At 72.3% G+C, this 24,200-nt stretch carries 24 protein-coding genes; 12 read left to right on the forward strand and 12 right to left on the reverse strand.

The window, feature by feature from the left end; all coding sequences use genetic code 11:
* Positions 1 to 53 precede the first annotated feature (53 nt).
* Both ACPPVO_RS46770 and ACPPVO_RS46775 read left to right on the forward strand, forming a co-directional pair.
* Positions 54 to 689, forward strand: coding sequence for a DUF1707 domain-containing protein (locus ACPPVO_RS46770; RefSeq protein WP_426505284.1), 636 nt, complete (start codon positions 54 to 56; stop codon positions 687 to 689).
* 25 nt (positions 690 to 714) lie between these two features.
* Positions 715 to 1,371 carry an SIMPL domain-containing protein gene (locus tag ACPPVO_RS46775; RefSeq protein ID WP_426505286.1) on the forward strand — a complete coding sequence of 219 codons (657 nt, stop codon included), beginning with the start codon at positions 715 to 717 and terminating at the stop codon, positions 1,369 to 1,371.
* Here the strand turns inward: ACPPVO_RS46775 and ACPPVO_RS46780 are convergent.
* Complete coding sequence (locus ACPPVO_RS46780) at positions 1,366 to 2,205, reverse strand: siderophore-interacting protein (protein ID WP_426505287.1); 840 nt, start codon at positions 2,203 to 2,205, stop codon at positions 1,366 to 1,368. The two genes, ACPPVO_RS46775 and ACPPVO_RS46780, sit on opposite strands and share 6 nt — an antisense overlap.
* Before the next feature lie 449 nt (positions 2,206 to 2,654).
* Here ACPPVO_RS46780 and ACPPVO_RS46785 point away from each other — a divergent pair, with 449 nt between their 5' ends.
* Together ACPPVO_RS46785 and ACPPVO_RS46790 are read left to right on the forward strand one after the other, a co-directional pair.
* Entirely contained in the window at positions 2,655 to 3,569 is a 915-nt protein-coding gene (locus ACPPVO_RS46785; protein WP_360373815.1) for a ParA family protein, read from the forward strand.
* A 1-nt stretch (position 3,570) separates the two neighbouring features.
* Positions 3,571 to 4,029: a hypothetical protein gene (locus ACPPVO_RS46790; RefSeq protein WP_426505289.1), complete on the forward strand. Its 459-nt coding sequence runs from the start codon at positions 3,571 to 3,573 to the stop codon at positions 4,027 to 4,029.
* A gap of 74 nt (positions 4,030 to 4,103) precedes the next feature.
* Here the strand turns inward: ACPPVO_RS46790 and ACPPVO_RS46795 are convergent, their stop codons facing one another.
* Together ACPPVO_RS46795 and ACPPVO_RS46800 are read right to left on the reverse strand one after the other, a co-directional pair.
* Positions 4,104 to 6,089, reverse strand: a complete 1,986-nt coding sequence (locus tag ACPPVO_RS46795) for a GmrSD restriction endonuclease domain-containing protein (protein ID WP_426505291.1) — start codon at positions 6,087 to 6,089, stop codon at positions 4,104 to 4,106.
* Between the two features lie 121 nt (positions 6,090 to 6,210).
* Positions 6,211 to 7,020: an SAM-dependent methyltransferase gene (locus tag ACPPVO_RS46800; RefSeq protein WP_426505293.1), complete on the reverse strand. Its 810-nt coding sequence runs from the start codon at positions 7,018 to 7,020 to the stop codon at positions 6,211 to 6,213.
* Between the two features lie 65 nt (positions 7,021 to 7,085).
* On the opposite strand from ACPPVO_RS46800, the gene ACPPVO_RS46805 reads away from it, so the two are divergent.
* The gene (locus ACPPVO_RS46805) at positions 7,086 to 7,964 is read left to right on the forward strand and encodes a diacylglycerol/lipid kinase family protein (protein ID WP_426505295.1); all 879 of its coding nucleotides are present in this window, start codon (positions 7,086 to 7,088) and stop codon (positions 7,962 to 7,964) included.
* Here ACPPVO_RS46805 and ACPPVO_RS46810 read toward each other — a convergent pair.
* Positions 7,936 to 8,568, reverse strand: coding sequence for an SAM-dependent methyltransferase (locus ACPPVO_RS46810; protein ID WP_426505296.1), 633 nt, complete (start codon positions 8,566 to 8,568; stop codon positions 7,936 to 7,938). The genes ACPPVO_RS46805 and ACPPVO_RS46810 overlap by 29 nt on opposite strands.
* Positions 8,569 to 8,622: 54 nt before the next feature.
* Here ACPPVO_RS46810 and otsB point away from each other — a divergent pair, with 54 nt between their 5' ends.
* A complete protein-coding gene (otsB, locus tag ACPPVO_RS46815) occupies positions 8,623 to 9,450 on the forward strand; it encodes a trehalose-phosphatase (RefSeq protein ID WP_426505298.1) in 828 nt (275 codons plus the stop codon).
* Between the two features lie 36 nt (positions 9,451 to 9,486).
* On the opposite strand, the gene ACPPVO_RS46820 is transcribed toward otsB, so the two are convergent.
* The 3 genes from ACPPVO_RS46820 to ACPPVO_RS46830 all read right to left on the reverse strand — a co-directional run bounded on the left by ACPPVO_RS46820 (position 9,487) and on the right by ACPPVO_RS46830 (position 14,796).
* On the reverse strand, positions 9,487 to 10,929 hold the full coding sequence (locus ACPPVO_RS46820) for an EAL domain-containing protein (protein WP_426505300.1): 1,443 nt from the start codon (positions 10,927 to 10,929) through the stop codon (positions 9,487 to 9,489).
* A 273-nt stretch (positions 10,930 to 11,202) separates the two neighbouring features.
* A complete protein-coding gene (locus ACPPVO_RS46825) occupies positions 11,203 to 13,608 on the reverse strand; it encodes a penicillin acylase family protein (RefSeq protein WP_426505302.1) in 2,406 nt (801 codons plus the stop codon).
* A gap of 48 nt (positions 13,609 to 13,656) precedes the next feature.
* The gene (locus ACPPVO_RS46830) at positions 13,657 to 14,796 is read right to left on the reverse strand and encodes a type III PLP-dependent enzyme (protein ID WP_426505304.1); all 1,140 of its coding nucleotides are present in this window, start codon (positions 14,794 to 14,796) and stop codon (positions 13,657 to 13,659) included.
* A 161-nt stretch (positions 14,797 to 14,957) separates the two neighbouring features.
* Between ACPPVO_RS46830 and ACPPVO_RS46835 the strand changes: the two genes are divergently transcribed.
* Positions 14,958 to 15,506, forward strand: coding sequence for a hypothetical protein (locus ACPPVO_RS46835; protein ID WP_360373785.1), 549 nt, complete (start codon positions 14,958 to 14,960; stop codon positions 15,504 to 15,506).
* Position 15,507: 1 nt separating this feature from the next.
* Here ACPPVO_RS46835 and ACPPVO_RS46840 read toward each other — a convergent pair whose 3' ends face one another.
* The 3 genes from ACPPVO_RS46840 to ACPPVO_RS46850 are packed head-to-tail and all read right to left on the reverse strand — an operon-like array spanning position 15,508 to position 18,360.
* Positions 15,508 to 16,122, reverse strand: coding sequence for a GNAT family N-acetyltransferase (locus ACPPVO_RS46840; protein WP_426505306.1), 615 nt, complete (start codon positions 16,120 to 16,122; stop codon positions 15,508 to 15,510).
* Between the two features lie 38 nt (positions 16,123 to 16,160).
* Positions 16,161 to 17,687: an APC family permease gene (locus ACPPVO_RS46845; RefSeq protein ID WP_426505308.1), complete on the reverse strand. Its 1,527-nt coding sequence runs from the start codon at positions 17,685 to 17,687 to the stop codon at positions 16,161 to 16,163.
* A 34-nt stretch (positions 17,688 to 17,721) separates the two neighbouring features.
* On the reverse strand, positions 17,722 to 18,360 hold the full coding sequence (locus ACPPVO_RS46850; RefSeq protein ID WP_360373776.1) for a GOLPH3/VPS74 family protein: 639 nt from the start codon (positions 18,358 to 18,360) through the stop codon (positions 17,722 to 17,724).
* Positions 18,361 to 18,517: 157 nt separating this feature from the next.
* On the opposite strand from ACPPVO_RS46850, the gene ACPPVO_RS46855 reads away from it, so the two are divergent.
* From ACPPVO_RS46855 to ACPPVO_RS46870, 4 genes are all read left to right on the forward strand, one after another.
* Entirely contained in the window at positions 18,518 to 19,408 is an 891-nt protein-coding gene (locus ACPPVO_RS46855; protein ID WP_360373773.1) for a helix-turn-helix domain-containing protein, read from the forward strand.
* A gap of 44 nt (positions 19,409 to 19,452) precedes the next feature.
* The gene (locus ACPPVO_RS46860) at positions 19,453 to 19,659 is read left to right on the forward strand and encodes a DUF397 domain-containing protein (protein WP_426514818.1); all 207 of its coding nucleotides are present in this window, start codon (positions 19,453 to 19,455) and stop codon (positions 19,657 to 19,659) included.
* Positions 19,660 to 19,985: 326 nt separating this feature from the next.
* Positions 19,986 to 21,335, forward strand: a complete 1,350-nt coding sequence (locus ACPPVO_RS46865; RefSeq protein ID WP_426505310.1) for a condensation domain-containing protein — start codon at positions 19,986 to 19,988, stop codon at positions 21,333 to 21,335.
* A gap of 29 nt (positions 21,336 to 21,364) precedes the next feature.
* The gene (locus ACPPVO_RS46870) at positions 21,365 to 22,117 is read left to right on the forward strand and encodes an SDR family NAD(P)-dependent oxidoreductase (protein ID WP_426505312.1); all 753 of its coding nucleotides are present in this window, start codon (positions 21,365 to 21,367) and stop codon (positions 22,115 to 22,117) included.
* 160 nt (positions 22,118 to 22,277) lie between these two features.
* Here the strand turns inward: ACPPVO_RS46870 and ACPPVO_RS46875 are convergent, their stop codons facing one another.
* Both ACPPVO_RS46875 and ACPPVO_RS46880 read right to left on the reverse strand, forming a co-directional pair.
* Entirely contained in the window at positions 22,278 to 22,775 is a 498-nt protein-coding gene (locus tag ACPPVO_RS46875) for a DinB family protein (protein ID WP_426505314.1), read from the reverse strand.
* A complete protein-coding gene (locus ACPPVO_RS46880; protein ID WP_426505316.1) occupies positions 22,759 to 23,343 on the reverse strand; it encodes a class I SAM-dependent methyltransferase in 585 nt (194 codons plus the stop codon). The genes ACPPVO_RS46875 and ACPPVO_RS46880 overlap by 17 nt, the downstream gene beginning before the upstream one ends.
* Before the next feature lie 106 nt (positions 23,344 to 23,449).
* Between ACPPVO_RS46880 and ACPPVO_RS46885 the strand changes: the two genes are divergently transcribed.
* Positions 23,450 to 24,106, forward strand: a complete 657-nt coding sequence (locus ACPPVO_RS46885; RefSeq protein WP_426505318.1) for a TetR/AcrR family transcriptional regulator — start codon at positions 23,450 to 23,452, stop codon at positions 24,104 to 24,106.
* Positions 24,107 to 24,200: the final 94 nt, after the last annotated feature.

Raw genomic sequence — 24,200 nt, forward strand, 5'->3', positions numbered from 1 at the left:
CGGTGGATCGCGTGACCCCCAAATCGAGGCGCGTACGGCCTACGCTGTTCGCCATGGCCGACCTGCCCGAGCGGATGGACCCCCGGCAACTGCGCGCATCGGACGCCGACCGCGAGCGCATCGCGGAGGTGCTGCGCACCGCGGCCGCCGAGGGCCGTCTCGACCTGGACGAGGTCGACGAGCGGCTGCACGCGGTGTACGCGGCCCGCACGTACGCCGATCTGGAGCCCGTCGTCCGTGACCTTCCCACGGCCGGCTCGACGCCGATGCCGATGATGGACGGCGTTCCGCCCCGGCCCGGGGAGGTGCCCAGCACCGGTACCGCCGTCGCCGTTTTCAGTGGCTTCACCCGCCGCGGCCCCTGGCTGGTGCCGAAGGTCTTCACGTCCTTCTCGCTCTGGGGCGGCGGCACCATCGACCTGCGCGAGGCCCGCATCCTGCACGGCGAGGTGAAGATCCGCGCGTTCGCCGTCATGGGCGGCGTCAACGTCATCGTGCCGGAGGACGCCGAGGTCCACGTGACCGGCGCCGGGTTCATGGGCGGCTTCGGGCAGGACGCGTCCGGCCCCGGCCGCCACGGCGCCCCGCGCATCACGGTGACCGGGTTCGCGTTCTGGGGCGGCGTCGGCGTCGAACGGAAGCGGCGCAGGAAACGCTCCCTCGAGGAGGGCCACAGCCCCGAGGCCTGAGCCTGGGGCTCCTACGCTGTGCGCCATGACGACGGTTGCGGTGCGAGGCGAGGCGGTACGCGAGGTCGACCCCGAACTCGCCGAGTTCACGGTGGTGGTGTCGGCGCGCGACCGGGACCGGGACACGACGCTCGCCCGGCTGCGTGAACGCGCCGACGGGCTGCGGCAGCTTCTGGAGCGCTTCGGCGAGGCGGTCGAAAAGCGGGAGACCGGAGCCCTGCACGTGTACCCCGAGAGCGGCGGCAAGCGCGGAGAGCGCGTCTCGGCGTACAACGGCAGCGTCTCCACCACGGTCCGGGTGCGCGACTTCGCGGCGCTCGGCGAGATGATGCTCGCCGTCGCCGGGCAGGAGCAGACCCAGGTCCGCGGGCCGGTCTGGTCGGTGCGCCCGGACAGCCCGGTGCATCGGGAGGCGCGGCGCGACGCGGTGCAGGACGCGATCGCCCGGGCCCGTGAGTACGCCGAGGCGCTCGGCGCCGAGGTCGTCGAGCTCGTCGAACTGGCCGACGCCGGCCTGGGACGCACCGAGGGGGTGCGACCGCTCGCGCAGGGCTACGGCAGCGGGTTCCTGAAGAGCAAGGCGAGCGGCGGCGGGTACGCCGACCTGGAGCTCGATCCCGAACGCCAGCGGGTGTCCGCCCAGGTCGAGGCCCGCTTCACGATCACCGCGCCGGTCCTATGAGAACGCCGGCTCCTGCTCGGCCTCGATCTGGGCGTTCCAGGCGCGCTTCGAGGCCTGCCAGCCGTCCTCGTCGTGGCCGAGCCGCCAGTACCCCGACACGGACATGCGCTCGCGGGGCAGGCCGCGCTCCACGCGAAGGTACCGCCGCAGCTCTTTGACGAATGTCGCCTCGCCGTGCACGAACGCGTGCACGGCGCCGTCGGGCCACGGCTGGGCCAGCACGGCCGGCACCAGCATCGAGCCGACCGCCCCCGCGCCGCGCACCAGCCACGTGACGCCGGGGATGTCCTGGCGGTCCGCCGGGTCGCCGACCTCGACGAGCGCCGTGCACGCCGCGTGGGCCGGCACCCGGGCCAGCGCGGCCGCGATGGCGGGCAGCGCGGTCTCGTCGCCGGCGAGCAGGTGCCAGGCGGCCTCCGGGTCGGGCGAGTAGGCCCCGCCCGGCCCGCCGAAGTGCAGCTCGTCGCCGGGGCGCGCGTTGACCGCCCACTGCGCGGCCAGCCCGGAGTCGCCGTGCAGCACGAAATCGAGCGTGAGCTCGCGGGTGGCGGGGTTCCAGGCGCGCACGGTGTACGTCCGAGTGACCGGCCAGAGTTCCCGCGGCATGCTCGCGCGGGCCTGGGCCGGGTCGAACGGCCGCGGGTAGTCGACGCCAGCCCGCGGGAACATGAGCTTGACGTAGTGGTCGGTGTGCTCGCCCGCGGCGAACCGGGCCAGCCCGTCACCCCCGAGCACGACCCGGTGCAGGTTCGGGGTCACGCGCTCGGCGCGCACGACCCGGCCGGTATGCGTGACGGGTGCGGGCCGCGCGGGCCCGGCGAGAACAGCGTCCACAATGATCAGCGTAGTCGCACCCGGCGCCGACCTGCTTGTCCCTGAAACGTCGGACAGCAGAAACCGGCGAATCCCCGGACGGGGTATAAGTCCGATAAGTCGCGGCGCGCAGCGCCCGACTTCCCGCGCCCGCGGCGCGCAGCGCCCGACTTCCCGCGCCCGCGGCGCGCAGCGCCCGACTTCCCGCGCCCGCGGCGCGCAGCGCCCGACTTCCCGCGCCCGCGGCGCGCAGCGCCCGACTTCCCGCGCCCGCGGCGCGCAGCGCCCGACTTATCGGCGTTCGCGGTAACCCGGACCCGGGCGGGCCGTTCAAGAAGCCGGGCGCGCCGGGGCGACGCAGCCGGAATGGGTCGGCTTCACGGGTCGAGCGCGCATGTCGAACGGCGGTGCCGGTGGCGCGGCAAGTCCTCTACCGTCCTGCGTGGTGTGCGAGCGCGGAGGTGGTGGGCGTGAGGATCGTGGCCGTCGTCAACAACAAGGGCGGCGTGGGCAAGACGACCGTCACCGCCAACCTGGGCGCCGGGCTCGCCGCGCGCGGCCTGAAGGTGCTGATGGTCGACCTCGACCCGCAGGCGAGCCTCACGAAGTCGTTCTTCACCGTCGACGAGTCGCAGCTGTTCCTGTCCAAGCTGCAGACCATCGGGGCGTGGTTCCGGGCGCCGGACAAGGGGCGCGCTCAGGTGCTCGCCGAGCTCGTGTTCAGCCCGCCGCGGTGCAACGCGCTCATCGGCAAGCAGGGCGGCTGGCTCGACCTGGTGCCGTCGGACCCGCACATCATCAACTCCGAGAGTCTCATTCCCGGCGCCGTGGACGGCAGCGGCAACATCCGGGCCGCGAAGTTCGTGGGGCTGCACCGGCGGCTCGCCGAGGACCTGAGCGATCCGGCGTTCTCGAAGTACGACGTGGTGCTCATCGACTGCGCGCCCGCGTTCTCGCTCACCACGAAGATGGCCACGATCGCCGCCGACATGCTCCTGATGCCCGCCCGGCCCGACTTCCTGTCGACCGAGGCGATCCAGGTCATGGGGCAGCGGCTGCTGGACCTCACCAAGGCGTTCAACAAGCACCGCGAGGCCGCTCCGGCCGAGGCGCCCGCGATGCGGATGCCGCGCGTGGCGGTGCTCTTCACGATGGTGCAGTGGCACAGCGGCGGCCCGATCGACGTGCAGGCCCAGTTCATCAACGAGGTGCGGGCGCTGGGCGTGCCCGTGTTCGACACGCTCATCCGGGACCGCAGCAGCGCCTATGCGGCGGCGGGCCGGCACGGGGTGCCGACCGTCATGGCGGGTGGCGTACCGCCCGAGGTGCGCGCCAACGTGCAGGACTGCGTCGACGAGCTGCTCAAGATGTTCGAGAGGTTGTGACGTGACCCCATCCCCCAGGGACGTGGCCCACTCCCCCAAGCTGGCCGCGCTCGCGCTCAATGAGATCGGCCGGCTCCTCGGCACCCTGACCGAGGAGCAGCTGGAAGCCCTGGCCGACGGCCGCGCCCACGTCGAGTTCCGCGACACCGGCGGCACCACGGCCGCGCCCACGTCGCCCGCCCCCGCCCGCGGAAAGCCCGCGAAGCCGGCCGCCGACCTCGACGCGATAATCGCCGACATCAAGGCGCTCACCGAGGAGGACGCCGTCGAGCGGTACCTCATCGGCCGCGACAAGGACCTGTCCCTCCCGCTGATGCGCGAGCTCGCCGATCGCATCGGCCCGCCGGTCACGTCGAAGGGCGCCAAGTCGAAGGCCCAGCTGCGCAAGAACATCGCCGCGGGTACGGCCGGCCTGCTCAACCGCCCCGCGTCCGTCTTCTCGGGCAGCTGGGACCGTTAGGGGCTGTATCGAAGTGGATGGCCGGGCTGCGGCGGACTCAGACGTCTCGCTCCGACCCCACTTCGATACAGCCCCTAGTCGGTGCTACCGGCCGGCAGCGCGACCCGCTCGCCGGCCCAGGGCTTCTCCGCCACGGCGGGCATGTGGGCGACCGACCGCATGGACGCCCGCTCCCGCTCGATGATCTCGGTCCACTCCTGCGCCGTGCCCGAGACGAGGAACGGCCCGATCGGTACCTCGATCGCGTCCTCGAGCACCTGCACGGGGACGGACTCGCCGTTGATCTCCACGTCGCCGTCGCGGCCCTCGGTGCAGGCAGCCTCGATCGCGGCCGCGAAATCCTCCATCTCGGTCGTGCCCGTCCACTCCACGCCCGCACCGGAGGCGCGGAACAGCAGGCGGCCGGGGAGCCAGGCGCTGCCGTACAGCACCATCGTCAGCTTGTAGCCGTCGCTCGTCGCGGCCGGACCGCTCGGCAGCGTCCGGTCGAGCCAGGCCGGGCGGAACGACGCGAGCAGCTCGGTCATCGCCTCGGCCAGCAGCCGGCGGCGCTGCACGAGGAACCGGGGGAACGCCGCGGCCGCGCGCAGGTCCTCGTCGAGCGGGATGAAGTGGGCCCGCAGCGTGGCCGCCTCCACGCTGGGGAAGTAGTCGGCCGGCGAGCGGTCGCTGATCTTCAGGTTGGCCTTGCGGGAGATGAAGGCGAGGTTGGCCAGGTCGTTGATCTCGCCCTTGTCGTAGCGGTCGAGCGTCGCGACCGGGTGGACGTGGTGGTACTGCAGCTGGAAGTCGTCGCTCTCCCCCGGCATGATCGAGGTCGCGTACCACCAGTCACGGGCGCCGTTGCGCTGGGCGACGAGCAGGCTCAGGAAGAAGTACGGGCTCTCCTTCGAGCGGCCGGCCAGGGACTCCGCGGTGATGGCGGGCACGGCCTGCAGCACGCCGAGGTTGCGCAGCAGCTCCCGGGCCGGGTCGGGCTTGCGCGCGGCCTGGATGTCCCGGGTCAGGTTGGTGTCCGACGAGGTCGAGTACCGGGCCCGGACCGTCGCGATCAGCAGCCAGTAGAGCAGCGCGTCGGCGGTCTGGGCCGCCATGGGTCCGTCGGGCCGCTCGCCGAGCAGCACGATCAGCGGGATCAGCGCCGCGAGCGAGGGCAGCGGTCCGGACCGGGCGAGCCCGAGGTTCGCCTTCAGCAACGGCACCAGATGCCGCAGGCCGCGCTCCACCGTCCCCCAGGCCCGCGCGAGCTCGTCCTCGCCGACGCGGCTCAGGTCGTTCACCGACCACGACGACATGCCGCCGCCGAACAGCACGCCGGCGAAGGCGCGGGACAGGAACTCCACGTCGAGGTCGCCGTAGCCCGCCCGGCGCCAGTGCGCCGCCTCCTTCTGGAACTTGTCCAGCACGCCCGGCCACTTGGCCGAGAGGGTGGACATGGCCAGGTCGGCGCGGCTGAGGTGGCGGCCGGCGCTGTTGACCCGGACGAAGATCTCGGAGACCTCCTGGTAGCCGCACTCGCGCAGCGTCTCCACGTGGAAGGTCCGCTCCCCCAGTGACCGGACCGCGCTCAGGCGGTCCTCGATCTGCACCTCGTCGAGGGGGCAGCCGGCGTCCTTCAACCGGCGGGTCATCGAGATGATCGACTCGCCGCGCTGCAGCAGCGTGTACACCTTGATCCACTGCGGGTCGGCCTGCGTTGCCGCGCTCTGGTTCTGGAAGCGCTCCCTCTCGACGTGGAAGACGATCTGGGCCTCGGGGTGGTCGTGGAAGACCCGGTGCAGCGAGGTCAGCCGCTGCTGCCCGTCGAGGAGGTACAGCGGCGGCTGGACGGGCTGCTCCCCGGGCCCCGTCACGGCCAGCGACCGCGTCACCGGGGCCTCGTCGGACTGCCAGAACAGCAGGGAGCCGAACGGGAAACCCCGGTAGAGCGAGTCGACGAGCTTGGCGACCTGCGTCGGGCGCCAGACGTAGCTGCGCTGCAGCTCCGGCAGCCGGATCTCGGTGCGCGTGATCTGCCGCATCAGCTCGCTGACATGCAACGTCGCCCGGTCGATATGCATGGGGCGATCCTTCCCGCGGCGGGGCGGCCACGGTACCGCCCGGTCGCGCGGGCCGGCAGGAATGGTCCGGCACGGATGTCGGGCCGAAAGACGTTGTATTCCGGGAGCTACATACGGGTCCCTACCGGATGCGGGCCACCGCGCCGTGGCAGGCGACCTCCTCCGCCGACGGGCGCGGGCCCGCGACGTCGTCGGCGTGCCAGTACGCCACCGAGGTTATCCCCGGCTCGACCAGCTCGAAGCCCGACAGGAGCTCGGCGAACCGCGCGCCCGAGCGGGGCTGGAAGCGCCCGTCGGGGTTGTTGGCGGTGAGCGCGGCGATGGTCTCCTCGGGCAGGAACTCCCAGGTGGCGTGGGACGCCACGAGGTAGCTGCCGGGGGCCAGGGCGCCGGTGAGCCGGTCGACGATCGCCTGCGGGTGTTCGTCCTCGCGGACGAAGTGCAGGACCGCGACGAGCAGCAGGCCGACGGGCCGGCTCAGGTCCAGGGTCGCGGCCAGGTCCGGGTGCTCCAGGATCTTGTCCGGCTCGCGCAGGTCGGCGTCGATGTACGCGTTCGCGCCGCCGGGGGCGCTGGTCAGCAGGGCCCGGGCGTGGGTGAGCACGATCGGGTCGTTGTCGACGTACACCACGCGGCTCGCCGGGTCGACGGCCTGGGCGATCTCGTGCGTGTTGTTCGGCGCGGGGATGCCCGTGCCGACGTCGAGAAACTGGCGGATGCCCTGCTCGGCGAGGTACCGCACGGCCCGGCCCATGAACGCGCGGTTCTCCACCGCCATGAGCTTGACGCCGGGCATGGCGGCGGCGATCGCGTCGCCGGAGGCCCGGTCGGCGGCGAAGTGGTCCTTGCCGCCCAGCCAGTAGTTGTACCGCCGGGCCGGGTGCGCAACGGTCGTGTCGATGCGCGCGTGGCCCTGCTCCGTGATGTCCATCAGTGCACCATCGTAGCGAGCGATCGGCACGGTTGGTCAACGCCGTCGATGGGTACGGTCGCGCCGTGAAGGTTGCGGTGGTGGCACACCGGAAGAAGACGCTGGGCGGCGGCCTGGACGAGCTGCGGCGCGTCCTGGACCGGGCGGGGGCCGGCAAGGTCGGCTGGCACGAGGTACCGAAGAGCAAGAAGGCCCCCAAGCAGGTCCGCAAGGCCCTGAAGGAGGGCGCGGACGTGCTCTTCGTCTGGGGCGGCGACGGCATGGTCCAGCGCTGCGTGGACACCGTGGCGGGCACCGGCGTCACCGTGGCCATCATCCCGGCCGGCACCGCGAACCTCTTCGCCTCGGCGCTGAAGATCCCCCGCGACATCGAGGCGGCCGTGGACGTCGGGCTGCACGGCGAGCGGCGGCGGTACGACCTCGGAAAGATCGACGGCGAGCACTTCGCGGTGATGGCCGGGGCCGGCTTCGACGCGTCGCTGATCGAGGACGCCGACCGCGGCCTCAAGCGCCGGGCCGGCCGCCTGGCCTACGTGCGCACCGCACTGCGCCACGTGCGCGACGAGCCGGTGCACACGATCGTCCACCTCGACGACGAGCCCTGGTTCGAGGGGCCCTCGACCTGCCTGCTGATGGGCAACATCGGCACGATCTCGGGCGGCATCAAGGCCTTCGACGACGCGAGCCCGTTCGACGGCCGGCTCGAGGTGGGCGTGACCACCGCGCGCGGGGCGCTGCAGTGGGCCCGCACGATCGGCACCATGGCGACGGGCCGCACGGACCGCTCGCAGTTCGTGCGGATGGGCAACGCCCGGAAGGTGTACGCCGAGTTCGCCGAGCCGGTGCTGCTGGAGCTGGACGGCGGCGCGCGGAAGAGGGTCAAGCGGCTCGAGGCCGAGGCGGTGCCCTCCGCCGTCACGATCGCGGTACCCGCACGAACGTGAACAGGCGCCGCCCGCCGGACCAGGGCCGCGGCGGGACGGCGAGCTCGTGCACCCCGACCCCGATCTCCAGGCCGTCCGGCGCGTCGAAGGCGAGCTCGCGGAACCCGGCCTCGGCGAACCACCGCCGGATGTCGACGGTCACGTCGGGCGCCCGGCGGTGCCGGGTCCAGACCACCCGCGCGCCGTCCGCGCACAGCTCGGGCAGGGCCGCGACCGTCCCGCGGATGTCCTCGTCCGCGACGTTGCCGAACACGCCGCAGGCGAGCACCACGTCGGCGGGGACGGCCCCCTCGTACGCCCCGCTGTGCCCAGCGTCACCCTCGAGCACCTGCAGCGCCGTACCGGCGACGAGGCGGCGCGCGACGGCGGCGTTGGCGGGGTCGAGCTCGACGAGCCGCCCGGTCACGTCCCCGCGCCGCGGGTGCCCGTCGAGCGCCCCGGCCACGTCGCGGCCCTGCCCCGCGCACATGCTGACCAGCCGCACGGCCCCCGGCGCCCGGCTCGTCACGGCGTCGGCGACGTGCCCGACGACGATCTCGAGCCGCACCGCGAGCGCCGATCCGGGCATGTCGTACGCGTCATGCCACTCCACCCAGTTCTTCATCTCAGCATCTTGGCCCGGCCGTGTCCGGACCGGCGAGTCCGGTAGCCTGCAAGCATGGTGCTGAGGACCCCCGATTCGGAGGCCGGCGCCGCCGGGCTCGCCGCGATCCTGGACCGGCCGCACGAGGCGTCGATGGCGTTCGACTTCGACGGCGTGCTCTCGCCGATCGTCGCCGACCCGGGCCTCTCCCGGCCGTACACGGGCGTCGTGGCCGCCCTCGGGCGCCTCGCCGAACTGGTCGGCTCGGTCTCGATCATCACCGGCCGGCCCGTCGCCGACGTGCTGCGCCTCGGTGATCTCGGCGAACTGGCGGCGCTCGAACACTTCTCGATCTTCGGGGTGTACGGCATGCAGCGCTGGGACTGGGCCACCCGCTCGGTCGTCTCGGAGCCGGTCCCGGCCGGGGTCGCCGCCGCGAGTGCGGAGCTGCCGGGCCTGCTCGACGCGGCCGGCTACGACGGGGTGTCGATCGAGGACAAGGCGATGTCGGTGGCGGTGCACACCCGCCGGGCGGCCGCGCCGCAGGAGGCGTTCGCGGCCCTGCGCGAGCCCCTGGCGGAGGTCGCCGCGCGGCACGGGCTGACCGTGGAGCCGGGCCGGATGGTGCTGGAGCTGCGCCCGCCGGGCATCGACAAGGGCCACGCGCTGGAGACGATCGTGACGGGCCACGGGGCGCGGGCGGTGGCGTACTTCGGCGACGACCTCGGCGACCTGGCCGCCTTCGACGCGGTCGAGCGGCTGCGCGAGGCGGGCGTCCCCGGGCTGAAGGTGTGCAGCGGCTCCGACGAGGTGCAGCGCCTGGCCGAGCGCGCCGACCTGATCCTCGACGGGCCGCCGGGCGTGCTCGAGTTCGTAGAGGGCCTGAACGAGCGCCTCAAGTGACGTGACGGCCGGAGCGAACGCCTGAAGCAGGGAACCTCAGCGCGGCAGCTGCTGCAGGATGATCCGCGCCATCTCGGCGACGAGCGCCGTGTCCTCCGTGTGCGCGAACTCCATCGCCGCGTGGGAGCCCCGTCCGCAGACCGCCGCGGTGTACCGGGGCGCGACGACGACCAGCGCGCACTCCTCCACCTCGGCCCCGGCCCGCTGCGCGAACCGCACCCCGGGCCCGACGGCGGCCGGGTGCAGCGGCGCGACCATCCCCACGAACGCGGCCCGCGCGGCGAGCCCGGTCAGCGACGGCAGCCACGACCGCGCCGTGAACGCGTCGGTGCACGTGGCCAGCACCACGGCCTCGTGCCCGGCTCGCCGCAGCACGTGCTCGAGATGGGCCCCGAAGAGCCCGGGCGTGGCCGAACGGGCCTTCCCCCGGGCGGCGGCCGCCTCGAAGGGCGTTCCGGCGGGAAGGTGTACCCCCGGCCGCGACGCCCGTAACGCCTGAGCCCCGCAGGCCTCGTGGGCCCCGGTCGACTCGTGCCCGGCCAGCGGGGCGGGTCCGCCGAAGAGGAGCCCCTGCCCCCAGTGCGCGCCGAGCGCACGGGCGTTGGCGAGGTCGTCGGGGGTCTCGATGCCCTCGGCCACGATGAGCGCCCCGGTCCGCTCGGCGACCGCGTTCACCGCGGCCACCACATCGACGGTCCGGGCCGCGTGCGGCGCGCGCAGGAGCTGCAGGTCGAGCTTGACGACCTCGGGCTCGAGCAGCGGCAGGAACGCGAGCGACATCGGGTCGGCCCCGACGTCGTCGAGCGCGAGGCAGTGACCGTGGGCCTGGACGGCCGCGGCGAGCTGCAGGAGCGCGGCGGGGCGGGCGGAGAGCGCGCGCTCGGTGTACTCGAGCACCATCCGGAACGGCGCGTCGCTCATCAGCTCCCGCAGCCGCGGCGACAGCGGATGGTCGACCACGGCCGGCTCGGCGTTGACGAACACGAGCGCGGGCGGCGCCTCGGCGGCACGCACGGTCTCGAGCGCCCGCTCCGCGCAGAGCGTGTCGAGCTCGGCGAGCCGCCCGGCGGCCACGGCCGCGGCGAAGAGGTCCCGGGCCCGCCAGAGGCCGCTGCCGACGGGCCCGCGGGCGAGCGCCTCGACCCCGACCGGCCGCAGCCGCGCGAGCTCGACGATGGGCTGGAACAACGGCTCCACGGCCCGCTCGGCCAGCACCCGCTCGATGGTCCACCCGGAGCGCCCGGTGTCGGTCTCGGCCGCGCCCCGCACCGCGCTCGGCAGGCCCGCCAGCTGCAGCACGGACGCGCGCGTGATGGCCGGCGTCTCCAGCATGCCCAGCGGGGTGACCTCCACGGTGTCGTCCTCGGGCCCGAGGCTCGGCACGGGGCCGACCCGGCCGCGCAGCACGTTGCGGGACGCGAGCGTGCGGCTCATCCGCGACCGGAACGAGGACTGTCGCAGCGACTTGGGTGCCGACATGGACACGGAGGGTGAGGTTCCGGTAGCGACGGGAGGAACGCTCGGCCGGTCTTGGGCCTGCATGCCAACCTCCCGGCTCGACACCGCCATGTGCCCCGCTCCCCGCCCACCCTAATCCCTTGCCTCCCGGCAAACCAGCCACGCAGGTCAGCCCCGGGGGCCATGTGATCAAGTCCGCAACCAGCCCGCGGTCACGCCGAGCCATCGAACGCCATCACGCCGCGGCGGCCGGGCCCGAAGCCGGGCCCGGCCGCCGTGCGGGAGGGGTGCTCGTCAGGCCGTTGCGGCGATCACCTCGACCGACTGGGTGTCGGCGTTGATGGCCGTGGTCGAGTACGAGCAGTCACGGAGGCGCTTCTGCGAGTACAGCTGCGTCTGGTCCGTGTAATGCGGCGACGTGTGGTCGCCGGACTCGCCGAAGGTCAGGATGCACTTGGCCGACGGGCCGCTGCTCGTGTAGGCCAGCGTGAGCAGGAAGCTCGTCCCGTAGTTGACCACGTATCCCTTGTTGGTCAGGTCGCTGCCCGGGACGAACGTTCCCGGGTCCATGAACGGCTCCAGCGACGAGCCCGGCGCCGGCTGGTACTGCGCCATGTTCGCGATCCCGACGTTCTCCGTGGAGCCCGGCACGGGGATCTTCTGGCCGTTCTTGATGGTGTACTGCACCTGCGACATCGGCACGTTGAGCGCCAGCCCGACCGCGCGCATCCGCTGCATGCCGCGGGCCAGTCCGGCCAGCAGCCCGTCGGGCGAGGCCGGCGCGCCGCGCGGGGTGCGGGTCGGGTCCGCGGGGTTGAACGGGACGCCGAAGAGCGGCCCGGCCTCGTTGAGGGCGCCCGGGTCGGCCGCCACGACGGCGCCGACGGTCTCGCGCCAGAGCACGGCGCCGCGGCTGGAGAGCTCGAACAGCTTGTCCCACGCGGCCAGCACCGCGCAGCCCGCGCTGACGTCGACCGCGGTGCCGTCCACGACCACGGGCGTGTGGCCGCGGGCCTGGCAGGCGGTCACGGCGTAGGCCGCCACCTGCGAGGCCGTGTAGGAGTCGCCGGACAGGATGGTGGTGCCGAGGCCGGCGAGGTCGAACTTGGCCTGGCTGTTGACGAGCTTGAAGTTCTGCCGCGTGCGGACGGTCAGCGGCGTGCCCTCCGGGCCCTGCAGCGGCGTGAAGCCGGTCAGGAACTGGTTGGCGTTTGGCACCCAGTGGCTGTCGTTGGAGTTCAGCACGTAGTCGCGGCGGGTCAGCTGGGGCTGCCGGGCGAAGGGCACGAGGCCCGGCGAGCGGGCGCCCGGCGCGACGACCCAGGAGTTGGCGCTGTTGCTGCCGTCGAGCAGGTTGAGCGGGTTGCCCGACCACTCGGCGATCGCGGCCGGCGAGAGGTTCGGCGTCGGCGAGGAGTCGGTGTAGAAGGCGTTGCCCGACGAGTCGGTGGCGATCGTGTTGACCCACGGGATGCCCTGGTTCTGGGCGATCGCGGTGCGCAGGCCCGACACGTCGGTGGCCCGGGCCATGCTCAGCCACGTGCGGATGAGCCGGTCGTTGTCGATGTTCGCGTCGCGGTAGGTGATCGCGGAGAACTCGTTCCAGCCCAGCGACGGGTCGATCGCGGAGAGGTCCAGCACCGGCCCGTAGCGCGTCGACCACATCGTGCGCGTCACGTTCTGCAGCGAGCCGTCGGCCTGCTTCACCTTGACGGTCACGGACTTGCCGGTCATCGACTCGGGGACGCCGTCCACGGTGTACGCCGTCGGCTGCCCCGGCACCAGGTTCACCGAGTAGAAGGTGTACCGCGCCCCGGCCGCGATCGTGTGCGTCCACGCGACCTTGTCGGTGAACCCGATCTGCACGCCCGGCAGGCCCCCGAGGCTCGCGCCGTACACGTTGACGTTGCCCGACACCGTCAGCTGCGACTCCCAGAAGCGCAGCTCGCCCTCCCACGGGAAGTGCGGGTTGCCGATGAGCATGCCCTTGCCGGTCTGCGACTTGTCCGCGCCCAGCGCCCAGCCGTTGCTGGACAGCGACTTGCTCTGCCCGGTCAGCTGGTCGACCCCGTCGCGCACCTGCTGCTTGGACACGGCGAGCGCGGCGGTCGACGGCGGCGTGGCCGCCGCGATCGGGAACAGCAGCGCGCCGCCGCTGGCGAGCAGGGCGATGTCGCGGTCGTACGCGAGCAGGTCCACGGCGGTGATGGGCCTGACCCACGGCTGCCCCGCGCACCAGCCGGGCACATGGGCGGCGCCCTTGCTGGCCAGGAAGGCGTTGTACCCGCGCACGTACCCGTTGACCATGTCGCGCTCGTCGGCGGTGAGCGTGGCCACCTGGGCCTGGGCCCGCTCGACGACGCCGAGCGAGGCGTAGGCGAAGTCGGTGGCGAGGTTGGCGTCGCCCTCGCCCGGGCCGAAGTAGCGGGAGCGCTCGCTGCGCACCTTGACGACCTGGTCGGCGAGGTCGCAGAAGCGGTCCTCGGCATAGGCCCACGCCTGCCCGAAGGCGACGGAGCCGAGGGTGGCGGCGGTGATGTGCGGCACCCCGTAGGAGGTGCGCTTGATGACGGCGGCATACCCGCCGGCGGCGACCGCATCGGCGGCCCCGGCGGCCGGTCCGGCCGAGGCGAGGACGACGGCTGGGGATAACAGAGCCGCGGCGGCGAGCGCGATGACGAACCGGCGGGTTCCGGACACATTTCCTCCGTGGAGACGGCGGGAAAGATCACAGGGAAACTGAGCGCATCATCCACAGTACGCAGCGTCATCACTGGTTTCAATGGCCACACCAGTCACACAACGGATCTCGGGCGCATCGAACCCGTTGAATCTCGATGCATAGACAGTGGTGTATGCTCCGGTACCGCCGAGATACACCTGGTCGCCGGCGCGCAGATCCGCGGACAGCTCGACGTCGAACATGATCGTGTCCTGGCTGTCGCACGTCGGCCCGGTGAGGTGGAACCGGTCCCGCCGCGCGCTGCCCCGCGAGTCGGAGACGGGAAACCGCAGCTGGTTGCCGGTTTCAAGGCTCTCCATGAGCCCGTTGAACGCGCCGACGTCGAGGTGGGCCCAGCGCCGGCCGCCCCGGATCGCGGTGCCGATCACCGTCGTGCGCAGCCGCCCGGCCTCCGCCACGAGCGCCCGCCCGGGCTCGCAGACGGCCGCCACGGGATACGGCAGCTCGGCCAGGCCGGCGCCGATCGTCGCGCCGTAGTCGCCCAGCGGCGGCGTTTTTCCGGCGTACCGGGCGGGAAATCCGCCGCCGAGGTTCACCATTTGCAAGAAGACATCTTCGGCAGCCAATTTGTACATCACGTACCCCACGGCCCGCAGGGGCGCCCGCCACGCGTGCGGCAGCAGCATCTGGGAGCCGACGTGGAAGGCCGCCCCGTACGGGCGCAGCCCGCGCTCGCGCGCGGCGAGCATGAGGGACACGGCCTGGTCGACGTCGACGCCGAACTTGCCCTCGCTCGGCACGCCGCTGCGGATCTGGTGCGCGGCCAGGCGCACCACGACGGCGGCCCCGGGCGCGGCGACCGCGAGCTTGTCCAGCTCGTCCTCGGAGTCGAAGGCGAAGCGCCAGACGCCGGCCGCATGCTGGCGGGCGACGTGCGCCAGCGGCTTGACCGGGTTGCTCGACAGCACCAGCCCGGGGTCGGCGCCGATGCCGACGAGCGCGTCGAGCTCGGTCGCGGAGGCGATCTCGAAGCGGCTCCCGAGGGCGTGCAGCAGCGCCAGGATCTCCGGGTGCGGATTGCACTTCATCGCATAGTGCACGGCCACGCCCGGCAGCGCGGCGGCGAGCCCGCGGTAGGCGGAGGCGACCCGGTCGAGGTCGATCACGAGTTCAGGGGCGGGCGGGAAGGCGTCGAGGCGGTCCATGGACCCTCCCGGATCGCAGATGGCGACGGATTGAGAGCACCATATTGCACAACGTGACTCTTGGACTACTCTCAATACACCATCGATCGAAAAATGTTGATCGAAATCCAGGTAACGGGGCCAACGACGTGCCCAGCCGACGGCGATCGGAGAAGCTCGACATGAACGTCAAGATTGTCGATCTGGTGCAGGGCGAGCTGCGAGAAGAGGCCTGGAAACTCTACTCGGAGGCATTCGCCGAGCTCAACGCGCTGGCCGTCCAGCGCCACCTGATGTACCGCCACGAGTTCGACGACGTGATGGACGACCCGAGGGTCGACAAGTACCTGTGTCTCGACGACGACGACACGGTGCGGGGTATGTCGATCTACACCAACCACCTCGACGCGGTCCCGCTCATCTCGCCGCCCTACTTCGAGCACCGCTGGCCGGAGCACTACCGCGAGCAGCGGATCTGGTACTGCGGCTACGTGGCCACCCAGGGCGACGCCCGGGCGGCCACGGCCTTCGGCGAACTGGTCACCGCGATGTACCTGACCGCAGCGGCGCAGAACGGTCTCATCGCACTCGACTTCTGCCAGCGCACCGACGAGGTTCGTCACATGTCCCGCGTCGTGCGCCTGATGCTCCACCGCCTTTCCGGCGACGTGAAGGCCCAGAAGATGGACGAACAGCAGTACTGGCTCTACGAGTTCCCCTCGGCCGCCTGAACTACAGCAGCGGTTCCCTCCACATCGGCCACACGGGCGGCCCGTCCGGCAGCAGGACCGGCGGACGGCTCTCGTAGCCGTGCCGCAGGTACAACTCACGGTTTCTGGGATCGTTGGCCTCCAGGTATGCGGGGAGGCCGGCGCGGTCCAGCCGGGCGTGGTGCCGGGCCAGCAGCGCGCTGCCGATGCCGAGGTTCTGCCGGTCGGGCCGCACCGCGATGAACGCCAGGTAGTGGTGCGGCCCGAGCGGGTGCTCGGCCTCCAGGGCCGCGTCGAGCTCGCAGATGCGGTCGAACGCCGGGCCCGTGACCTCCTTGAGCCGGCTGTCGTAGTCGACCGGCGGCGGGATCGCACGGGTCAGCGGGAACCACAGCGCGACCCCCGACAGCTTGCCGTCGATCGGGTCGACGCTGGCGTACACCTCGCCGTGGCGCAGCGCGTGCTCGGCGAAGATCGCGAAGTACTCGGGGCTGGACTCGCGCCGCAGGGAGTCATCGGGCATCAGCCAGCGCGCGACCGCGCCGTCGCTCATCGCCGCGACGAGCACCTCGGTGACCTCGTCGGGGCTCACCGGGTCGATGTCGCGGACGACCACGTCCTGAATGGCGTGCGTCATGTGCAGCATCCCTTCCAAGTAGCCACAGTGGACAGTGGTCAGGCCGCGTGATGCGCGACATCGGCGGTGACCCGGTGCGGCCTCGTGGGCCGCCCGAAGACGCTTTCCGCCGCCACGAAACCCTCGGTGCCACGGCCGATCCCGGCGTAGGCGTCCGGCCGCGAGCCGCGCATGATCGCGGCCCAGCCGAGGCCGAAGAGGGCGCAGAGTGCGTAGATGGTGGAGAACAGCCAGTTGAACGGCGAGTCGTCGGACACCTGCAGCAGATCGCCCAGGCCGATCACGGTGGCCAGCAGCACGAAGGTCAGCAGCAGGAACGCGAGCAGCGGCGCGAGGCGGGCCCGCCAGACGTTCTCCCGGCGCCGGTCGCGCACGAAGAAGCCGACCACCGCGGCCGACGTGGCCCACATGAGGATCAGCACGCCGAGGCCGCCGGCGACGGTCATCCACGCGAACAGGTGCACGAGCGGATCGGTGTGCGTCACGAAGTACACGATGAGGACGCCCAGCGCGAGGACGCTCTGGGTGAGCGAACCGGCGATCGGGGCGCCGGTGCGGGGGTGCGCGGACCCGTAGATCCGCGGGAGCACGCGCTCGCGGCCGAGGGCGAACTGGTAGCGGGTCACGGAGGTATGGAAGGCCAGCATGGCCGCGAACACGCTGGTGAGGAACAGGATGTAGCCGGCGTTGACCAACGCCTCCGGCACGTACGGCGCCACCAGGTTGAACACCAGGTTCGTGGTGTCCTGCCGCGCGGCGCCCACGATGTCGCCGGCGTTGGTCGACATCGCGAACGCGGAGACGCCGCAGAGCACGCCGGGAAGGAACACGGCCCAGTGGGTGGCCCGCCCGATGGTCTTCTTCGGGTCCTTGGCCTCCTCGGAGAGCACGACGGTGGCCTCGAAGCCGACGAAGCCCGCGATCGCGAGCACCAGCATCGCCACCACCTCGGGGGTCGCCAGCTGCTGGGGGTCGAGCGGGCCGAAGTCGACCTTGCCGCCGTGCGGATGGGCCAGCATCACGAAGTCGTAGATGAGCACGATCGCGATCTCGACGGTGAGCAGCACCGCGAGCACCTTGCCGCTGAGGTCGACCCAGAGCACGCCCAGGATCGCCACGAGGAACCAGCCCACGAGCGAGCAGACGAACCAGCTCGCCTGCACCCCGCTGGCCGCGAGGATGCTGGAGGCGACGACGCCGAACAGGCCCAGCAGGCCGATCTGCATGGCGGCGTACGCGGGCAGGGCGATGAACGCCGCCGCGACCCCGATCATGCGGCCCAGCCCGTGACTGATGTAGCTGTAGAAGGCCCCGGAGTTGACGATGTGCCGGCTCATGGCCACGAAGCCGACGGTGAACAGGGACAGGATGAGGGCGGCCACGAAGTACACCAGGGGGACGGCGGTGTTGCCGACGACGGCGTAGATCGTCGAGATCGAGCCGAGGATCACCGTCAGCGGTGCGGCGCCGGCGACGCCGAAGAACACCACCGACGGCACGCCGAGCCGGTTGTTGGCCAGCCCGCGCGCGACGATGTCGGGCCCGGTCAGGGTCGTACGCGCCATAGTCTTCGTCTCTCCTTGAGCCGGCTGGCTGACGTCACCGGCGGCCGGCGGCGAGGGCTGAGCCCACCGCGGCCTCGGTGTACTGCACGAGCTGGACGAGGTCGTCCGGGAGCGAACTGAGGATCCCCGGCATCGCCTGCATGCAGTCGCGCTGCTGCTGGGGGCTGAAGAACACGTACCGCGTGAGACCGGTCGCCACGACCAATGCCACGAGTACGCGGTCGGAGAGGTTCATCGACCGGCGCCGGCCCAGCGCCTCGGCGAGGCGGATGGACTCCCACGCCGCGGCGTTGCGCTGGTCGGGGCTGACCGGCATGTAGAGGGTCTGGGCGCCGAGCAGCTTCCGCTTGGTCACCGGCTCGACCACGCCCGCCCGCAGCAGCCGTTCACCGACCTGGTCGGCGGCGTCCTGGGAGAGGTACGCCAGCCAGGTGCGGATCTCCTTGTGCTGCGGCTGGGCGACGAGCAGGTCGAGCAGGGTATGGCAGAGCGAGTCACCCGGCGGTTCGTGGCTGACGACGTACAGGTCGCCGGTCATCGCGCGCAGCCGGCCGAAGAGCATCAGCTCGCCGAGCAGCCCCGCCGCGAGGCCGAGGCCGGTCGCCCTTGGGTGCAGCCGGGAACGGCCGGTCCGATCGTCGTGGGCAATGAGGTAGTAGCTGTTGGCAAGCACGGCAAATCACGCTCCTCGGCACTAGGCAAAAGGAGATCATGAATGAATAGAGGTTCATCCTCGACGTCCCCAGCATCATGTACCAAGCACTGCGCGTAGTGCAACGAGTACTAGACTCGGAGTATGGACGAACGCAAAATTGCATAGGATCACCAGCGTGAAAACGGACACCACCAGAACACCCGAGGAGGTACCGGTGGCTGCCGACGAGGGGCCCACGCTGCGCCGCCGTCGCCTGGCCGCCGAGCTGAAGAAGTGCCGGGAGGAGGCGGGCTTCACCCAGGAGGCGGTGTCCCGCCAGTTCGAGTGGCACTCGGCCAAGGTCACCCGCATCGAGAACGCGCGGGTGCCGGTGACCCCGCGGGACGTCAACGACCTGCTGACGCTGTACGGCGTGGCCGACAGCGCCTACCGCGACGCCCTCATGACCCTGGCCCGGCTGGCCCGTCAGCGGGGCTGGTGGACCGACTACAAGGACGTCATGCGCCCGGGGAACTTCGTGGGCATGGAGGCCGACGCCTCGTCCGCGAAGGTCTGGGAGCCCATCGTGCTGCCCGGGCTGCTGCAGAGCGAGCAGTACATGCGCGCGCTCATCGGCACCGGCCGCAGCCATGATCCGCAGGCCGCCAACGACCGCCGCGTCGAGCTGCGAAAGACCAGGCAGCGGCGGCTTTCGGGCCCCTCGCCGCTGACCCTGTGGGCGATCGTGGACGAGGCCGTGGTGCGCCGGATGATCGGCGGCCCGGAGGTCATGGCCGCGCAGTGGCGCCGCCTCATCGAGGCCAACGCGCTGCCCAATGTCACCCTGCAGGTCCTGCCGTACGCGGCGGGCGAACACGCGTTCCTCGGCGGTTCGGTCGCACTGCTGGAGTTCCCTGACGTCGCCCACCTGGATGTCGTGTACCTCGAAGGGCTTGCCGGGGACTACTACGAGGAGCAGCCTGCAGAGGTCAAGCGTTATCGGGTCGAGTTCGAGCGCCTCAGCACCAGAGCACTCACGCCGGAGGAGTCGACCGGCATGATCCAAGGCCTGCTCGACGACCTCTGACGGCGGAGGAGTCCGCCCGGAAAGGAGGTGTGCGATGCATGGCTATGAATTTTCAAGATGCCAAATGGCGCAAAAGCAGCCGTAGCAACGGCAACGGCGGCGCCAATTGCGTGGAAGTCGCGGTCGCCGGCCGAGAAATCGGCGTTCGGGACAGCAAGAATCCCACGGGGCCCGTTTTGCAATTTACGCCCGTGGATTGGGAGTCGTTCGTGGACGGTGCGAAGCTTGGTCGCTTCGATTCCGCCCACTAACGACGTGCTGAATCGGTGCCGGTGCTGTGAACACCGTCACTGAGTTGTGCAAGGGCACGTTGCCGTGTCCTCTTCGAACCGAGAACGCCTGACGGCGCGTTGCGGGGGGCCGATGCGTAATGCATCGGTCCTCAGCAATCGATGCAACGATGCTATTGCTCATCTCCGCGGATGCCCAGCACGCCGTTTCGCAGCATCTGCGATTTCTAACCAACCCCGCGTAGTCGGTCGCTCACGGGTGTAACCGGCGGGTATCGTGCGTCTCGCATAGGTCGGCGGCCGGTATATGAGGGCCCGGCGGGCGTCGACAAGCATCCATAAGATCCGTGAGACTGCACGGCGTGGAGGAGCAGCTCGCCTTCGCCGGCGGCCGGGCCGGCACCGGCGCGGCCACCTGGGGACAGAGCGCGATCTGGGACGTCGTGAGCCGGCTCGGCGACGACGCGGCGCGGTACAACGTCGGCGGCGGGCTGCCGCTGGACCCGCCGCTGCCCCTGGCCGGGCTCGCCGACCTCGTCCGGGCGCTGCTGCTGCGGCACGACTCGCTGCGCACCACGCTGCGCCGCGACGCCGCCCTCGAGCAGGTCGTGCACGCCGGCGGGGCGATCCCGCTGCACGTGCGGGCCGGCGAGCCCGACGACGTCACCGCGACCGCGTACGCCTTCTACCACGAGCTGCAGGCGCTGCCGTTCGACGCCGAGCGGGAGCTGCCGGTGCGGGCCGGGGTCGTGACCGCGGGCGGGCGCGCGGCGTACCTCATCCTGTCGCTGTCGCACACCGCCGCCGACGGCTGGGGCCTGCGCAACCTGCTCGCCGACGCGGCCGCCCTCGCCGCCGGCCGGGCCCCGGACGCCGACGAGCGGACGCAGCCCCTCGAGGAGGCGGCGTTCCAGATGTCGGAGAAGGGCCGCCGGCGCGACGCCGCCGCCCGCCGCTCCTGGCTGGACAAGCTCACCCGCGGCCCGGCGAGCCAGTTCCCGGCCCGGGCCGGGCGCCCCGCCGCAGCCGCGTTCCCCAACGCCGTGCTCAACTCCCCCGCCCTCGCGCTGGCGCTCGACCGGGTCGCGGCCGGGCTGGCCGTCAACCCCGGCGCGGTGCTGCTCGCCGCGGCGGCGGCCGCGGCCGCCCGGCTCGGCGGCGCCCCCGACGCCGTGTTCCAGGTCGTGGTCAACAACCGCTTCCGGCCGGGCATGGCGGGCGCGGTGAACACCATCGCCCAGGAGGGCCTCCTGCTGCTGCCGGGCCCGGCCGAGGACTTCGCGGCCCTGGTCCGGCGCACGTTCGGCGCCGCGCTGTCGGCCCAGCGGCACGCGTACTACGACAAGCTCGCCCTCGACCGGGACATCGCCGGGCTGCAGGCCGCCGGCGACCACTCCTGCTTCGTCAACGACACCCGCGGGCTCATGCCGATCCTCGGCTTCGGCAAGCCGGCCGACGAGCCGCTGGCCGCCGCCCGCGAGCGCACCACCCTCACCTGGCCCGTCGAGCACGCCCCGCGGCACAACACGACCTTCGCCCTCGACGCGCAGGACGCCCCGGGCAGCCTCGAGCTGGCGATGACCGCCGACGCCGCGGTGCTCCCCCGGCCCGACATGGCGAGCTTCCTCTACGGCATCGAGGACCTGGTCGTGACCCAGGCGCTCGCCCTCGGAGAAATTTCCGCCGCGCACCGATGAGTTCGCGAGCGGCCCGGCGTTAGACCCGCATGAACATCATCATTTACGGAGCGGCGGGCGGCATCGGCACGGCGGTGGCGGAGGCCTTCGCGAGGTCGGGCGCGACCGTCCACCTGTGCGGGCGTACCGCCGAGACCCTCGACGCGCTCGCCGCCCGCATCCGCGAGCAGGGCGGCAAGGCCGAGACCGCGGTGCTCGACGCCTACGACGAGGCGGCGGTCGAGGCCCACGCGGCGAGCGTCGGGCGCATCGACGTGTCGCTGAACCTGGTCCCCCGCGGCGACGTGCAGGGCATCCCGATCATCGACATGAGCGTCGAGGACCTCACCCGGGCCGTCACCAACGGCCTGGCGACCAACCTCGTCACGGCCCGGGCCGCCGCGCGCCGGATGGCCGGGCAGGGCGAGGGGCTCATCCTCGCGCTGGACAGCGGCTCGGCGCACAACAGCCCGATGATGGGCAGCACCGGCCCGGCCGACGCGGCGCTCGACACGCTCGTGCGCAACCTCGCGCTGGAGCTGGGGCCCCAGGGCGTGCGCGTGCTGGGCATCTGGGTCGCCGGCATCCTCGAGACGCTGACGATCGAGAAGCTGCAGACCGTCAACGCGGGCATCGACGACAACGCGCTGCAGGGCATCCACGCGAGCCTCGACGGCCTGCGCATGCTGCGCCGCTCGCCACGGCTGGCCGACATCGCCGAGACCATCGTGTTCCTGGCCTCCCCGGCCGCCCGCGGCCTGACCGGCACATGGATCAACGCGACCGGCATGTTCACCAGCTAGGGGCTGTATCGAAGTGGATGGCCGGGCTGCGGCGGACTCAGACGCCGCCGGGAACCGTAGCGGTCACACCCCGATACAACCCCGGTATCGGGGCGCGCCCGGCGCGGCCCCAGCCGACGCCTGAGCCTCGCCTCGCTCCGACCCCACTTCGACACAGCCCCTAGCGGGGGCCCGCCCGGTGGATGTCCATGAGGTGGTGCTCGCCCTCGTGGACGGTGTGCCGGCCCAGCCACAGCAGGGTGCGCGGGGTCGGCTGCGGCCACGGGTAGAGGCCGACGCGGTCGAGCTCGGCCGGGCCCAGCGCCGCGAACGCGGTGGCGAGCACGTCGGCGGCGGCGGCGAGGGCGGCCAGCACGGCGGCCGGGTCCTGGCTGTTGTACGCCGCCGTCACCGCGAGCTCGTCGCGCCCCATCGGCGCGAACTCGGGGGCGTCGGCGTGCAGGGCCAGGTCGAGCCGCTCCCGCTGGACGCGCAGCACGTCGCGGAGGTGGCAGGTGTACTCCAGCGCCGACCACACGTCCGGCGCGGGCCGGCGCCGGACGTCGGGGACCCCGGCCAGCGCGGCGGCGTAGCGGCCGGCGAGGCCGCCGAGGCGCCCGGGCACCCCGTCGGCCGCGACGCTGTCATAGGCGAACCCGCACTCATCGCATTGATCCACGGCCTGACGGTACCCCCTGATAGACCAGTCGCCCCACGAGCCGGATCGGCAGCCGTCCGGTCCGCACGGCCTCCCGGCGCGACGGCACCCCCGGCACCTCGCCCCGCCGCAGCGCGACCCGCGCGTCGTAGATCCACATCCGGCCGCCCGGCCGCAGCACCCGCCGCAGCTCGCGCACGCCGGCCGCCGGGTCGGCCCAGTGGTGCAGGCTCATGGACGACACGATCAGGTCGAACGTGTCGTCCATGAACGGCAGCGCGGCCACGTCGGCGACGGTGAACGTCACCCGCGTGGCCCCCGCCGCGGCCGCGGCCCGGCGCGCCTCGGCGACCATCTCCGGCGACAGGTCGACGCCGTCGATGCGCAGCCCGGGCACGGCCCGCGCGAGGGCGAGCGGCACCCGCCCCGGCCCGGTGCCGGCGTCGAGGACCCGCGCACCCTCGGGCAGCCCGGCCGCGGCGACGTCGGCGGCGATCCGCGCGTACATGCGGCCGAAGAACGGCCCGGTGATCCGGTGGTACGCCCGCGCGTGCCCGGCCAGCCCGAACATCCGCTCATGCAGGTCCATCACGACTCCCTCTGCCGAAGATTCCGAACACCATGTTCGGTTACGCTGCCTTCGGGGGCGTCCGGTACCGAACACACCGGCGGAACCGTGCGGAAAGGGGCGCGCGATGGACCGGCGGGTGCGGCGGACGCGGCGGATCCTGGGCGAGGCGCTCATGGAGCTGATCGTCGAGCAGGGGTACGAGCGCACGACCGTGCAGGACGTGCTCGACCGCGCCGACGTGGGCCGCTCCACCTTCTACGCGCACTTCCGCGACAAGGACGCGCTCCTGATGGCCGGCTTCGAGGAGATGGCGGCGCAGTTGCGCGCCGATCTCGCGGCGATGGCGCCGGGGGTGCCGCCCGAGCCCGGCCGGCCCGTCCTGGCCCTGTTCCAGCACGCGTACCGCGAGCAGGCCGTCTACACGGCGCTCTTCGGCCGCCGCGGCGGCCCCGCGTTCCGGCGCCGGCTGCACGAGCTCGTCGCCGGGCTGCTGCGCGAGCACCTGGCCCCGCACATGGCGGCCGCGCGCAGCGACCTGCCGGTCGACGCCGTGGTCGAGTTCGCGACCGGGGCGGCGCTGGGGCTGCTCGTGTGGTGGGTGGACGGCGGCTTCCGCGAGGCGCCGCGGCGTATGGCCCTGATGTACCAGCGCCTCGCCGCCCCGGGCATCGGCGGCGCGGTCGGAGCGCCGGGCCTCGCGCCGGGCCTCGCGCCGGGCCCTGCGCCGGGCCCCACGACGGGCCCCACGCCGGGCCCTGCGCCGGGCCTCGCCCGGGGGTGAGCCGTTATCGGATATTTGTGAGAACCGACGCGCGGCCGTCACGCTATGCTCCACAATCGGCCAGATCCAGCCGATCGTCTTCCCGGGAGCGATG

Origin of the sequence: Dactylosporangium sp. McL0621 (assembly GCF_049995355.1) — a bacterium.
GTDB lineage: Bacteria > Actinomycetota > Actinomycetes > Mycobacteriales > Micromonosporaceae > Dactylosporangium.

What these genes read in the sequence shown, in the direction of transcription:
- ACPPVO_RS46770 (WP_426505284.1), top strand. Translation starts at nt 54, where the DNA reads ATGGCCGACCTGCCCGAGCGGATGGACCCCCGGCAACTGCGCGCATCG.
- ACPPVO_RS46775 (WP_426505286.1), top strand. Translation starts at nt 715, where the DNA reads ATGACGACGGTTGCGGTGCGAGGCGAGGCGGTACGCGAGGTCGACCCC.
- ACPPVO_RS46795 (WP_426505291.1), bottom strand. Translation starts at nt 6,089, where the DNA reads ATGCATATCGACCGGGCGACGTTGCATGTCAGCGAGCTGATGCGGCAG.
- ACPPVO_RS46800 (WP_426505293.1), bottom strand. Translation starts at nt 7,020, where the DNA reads ATGGACATCACGGAGCAGGGCCACGCGCGCATCGACACGACCGTTGCG.
- ACPPVO_RS46810 (WP_426505296.1), bottom strand. Translation starts at nt 8,568, where the DNA reads ATGAAGAACTGGGTGGAGTGGCATGACGCGTACGACATGCCCGGATCG.
- otsB (WP_426505298.1), top strand. Translation starts at nt 8,623, where the DNA reads ATGGTGCTGAGGACCCCCGATTCGGAGGCCGGCGCCGCCGGGCTCGCC.
- ACPPVO_RS46820 (WP_426505300.1), bottom strand. Translation starts at nt 10,929, where the DNA reads ATGTCGGCACCCAAGTCGCTGCGACAGTCCTCGTTCCGGTCGCGGATG.
- ACPPVO_RS46830 (WP_426505304.1), bottom strand. Translation starts at nt 14,796, where the DNA reads ATGGACCGCCTCGACGCCTTCCCGCCCGCCCCTGAACTCGTGATCGAC.
- ACPPVO_RS46835 (WP_360373785.1), top strand. Translation starts at nt 14,958, where the DNA reads ATGAACGTCAAGATTGTCGATCTGGTGCAGGGCGAGCTGCGAGAAGAG.
- ACPPVO_RS46840 (WP_426505306.1), bottom strand. Translation starts at nt 16,122, where the DNA reads ATGACGCACGCCATTCAGGACGTGGTCGTCCGCGACATCGACCCGGTG.
- ACPPVO_RS46845 (WP_426505308.1), bottom strand. Translation starts at nt 17,687, where the DNA reads ATGGCGCGTACGACCCTGACCGGGCCCGACATCGTCGCGCGCGGGCTG.
- ACPPVO_RS46860 (WP_426514818.1), top strand. Translation starts at nt 19,453, where the DNA reads ATGAATTTTCAAGATGCCAAATGGCGCAAAAGCAGCCGTAGCAACGGC.
- ACPPVO_RS46870 (WP_426505312.1), top strand. Translation starts at nt 21,365, where the DNA reads ATGAACATCATCATTTACGGAGCGGCGGGCGGCATCGGCACGGCGGTG.
- ACPPVO_RS46880 (WP_426505316.1), bottom strand. Translation starts at nt 23,343, where the DNA reads ATGGACCTGCATGAGCGGATGTTCGGGCTGGCCGGGCACGCGCGGGCG.
- ACPPVO_RS46885 (WP_426505318.1), top strand. Translation starts at nt 23,450, where the DNA reads ATGGACCGGCGGGTGCGGCGGACGCGGCGGATCCTGGGCGAGGCGCTC.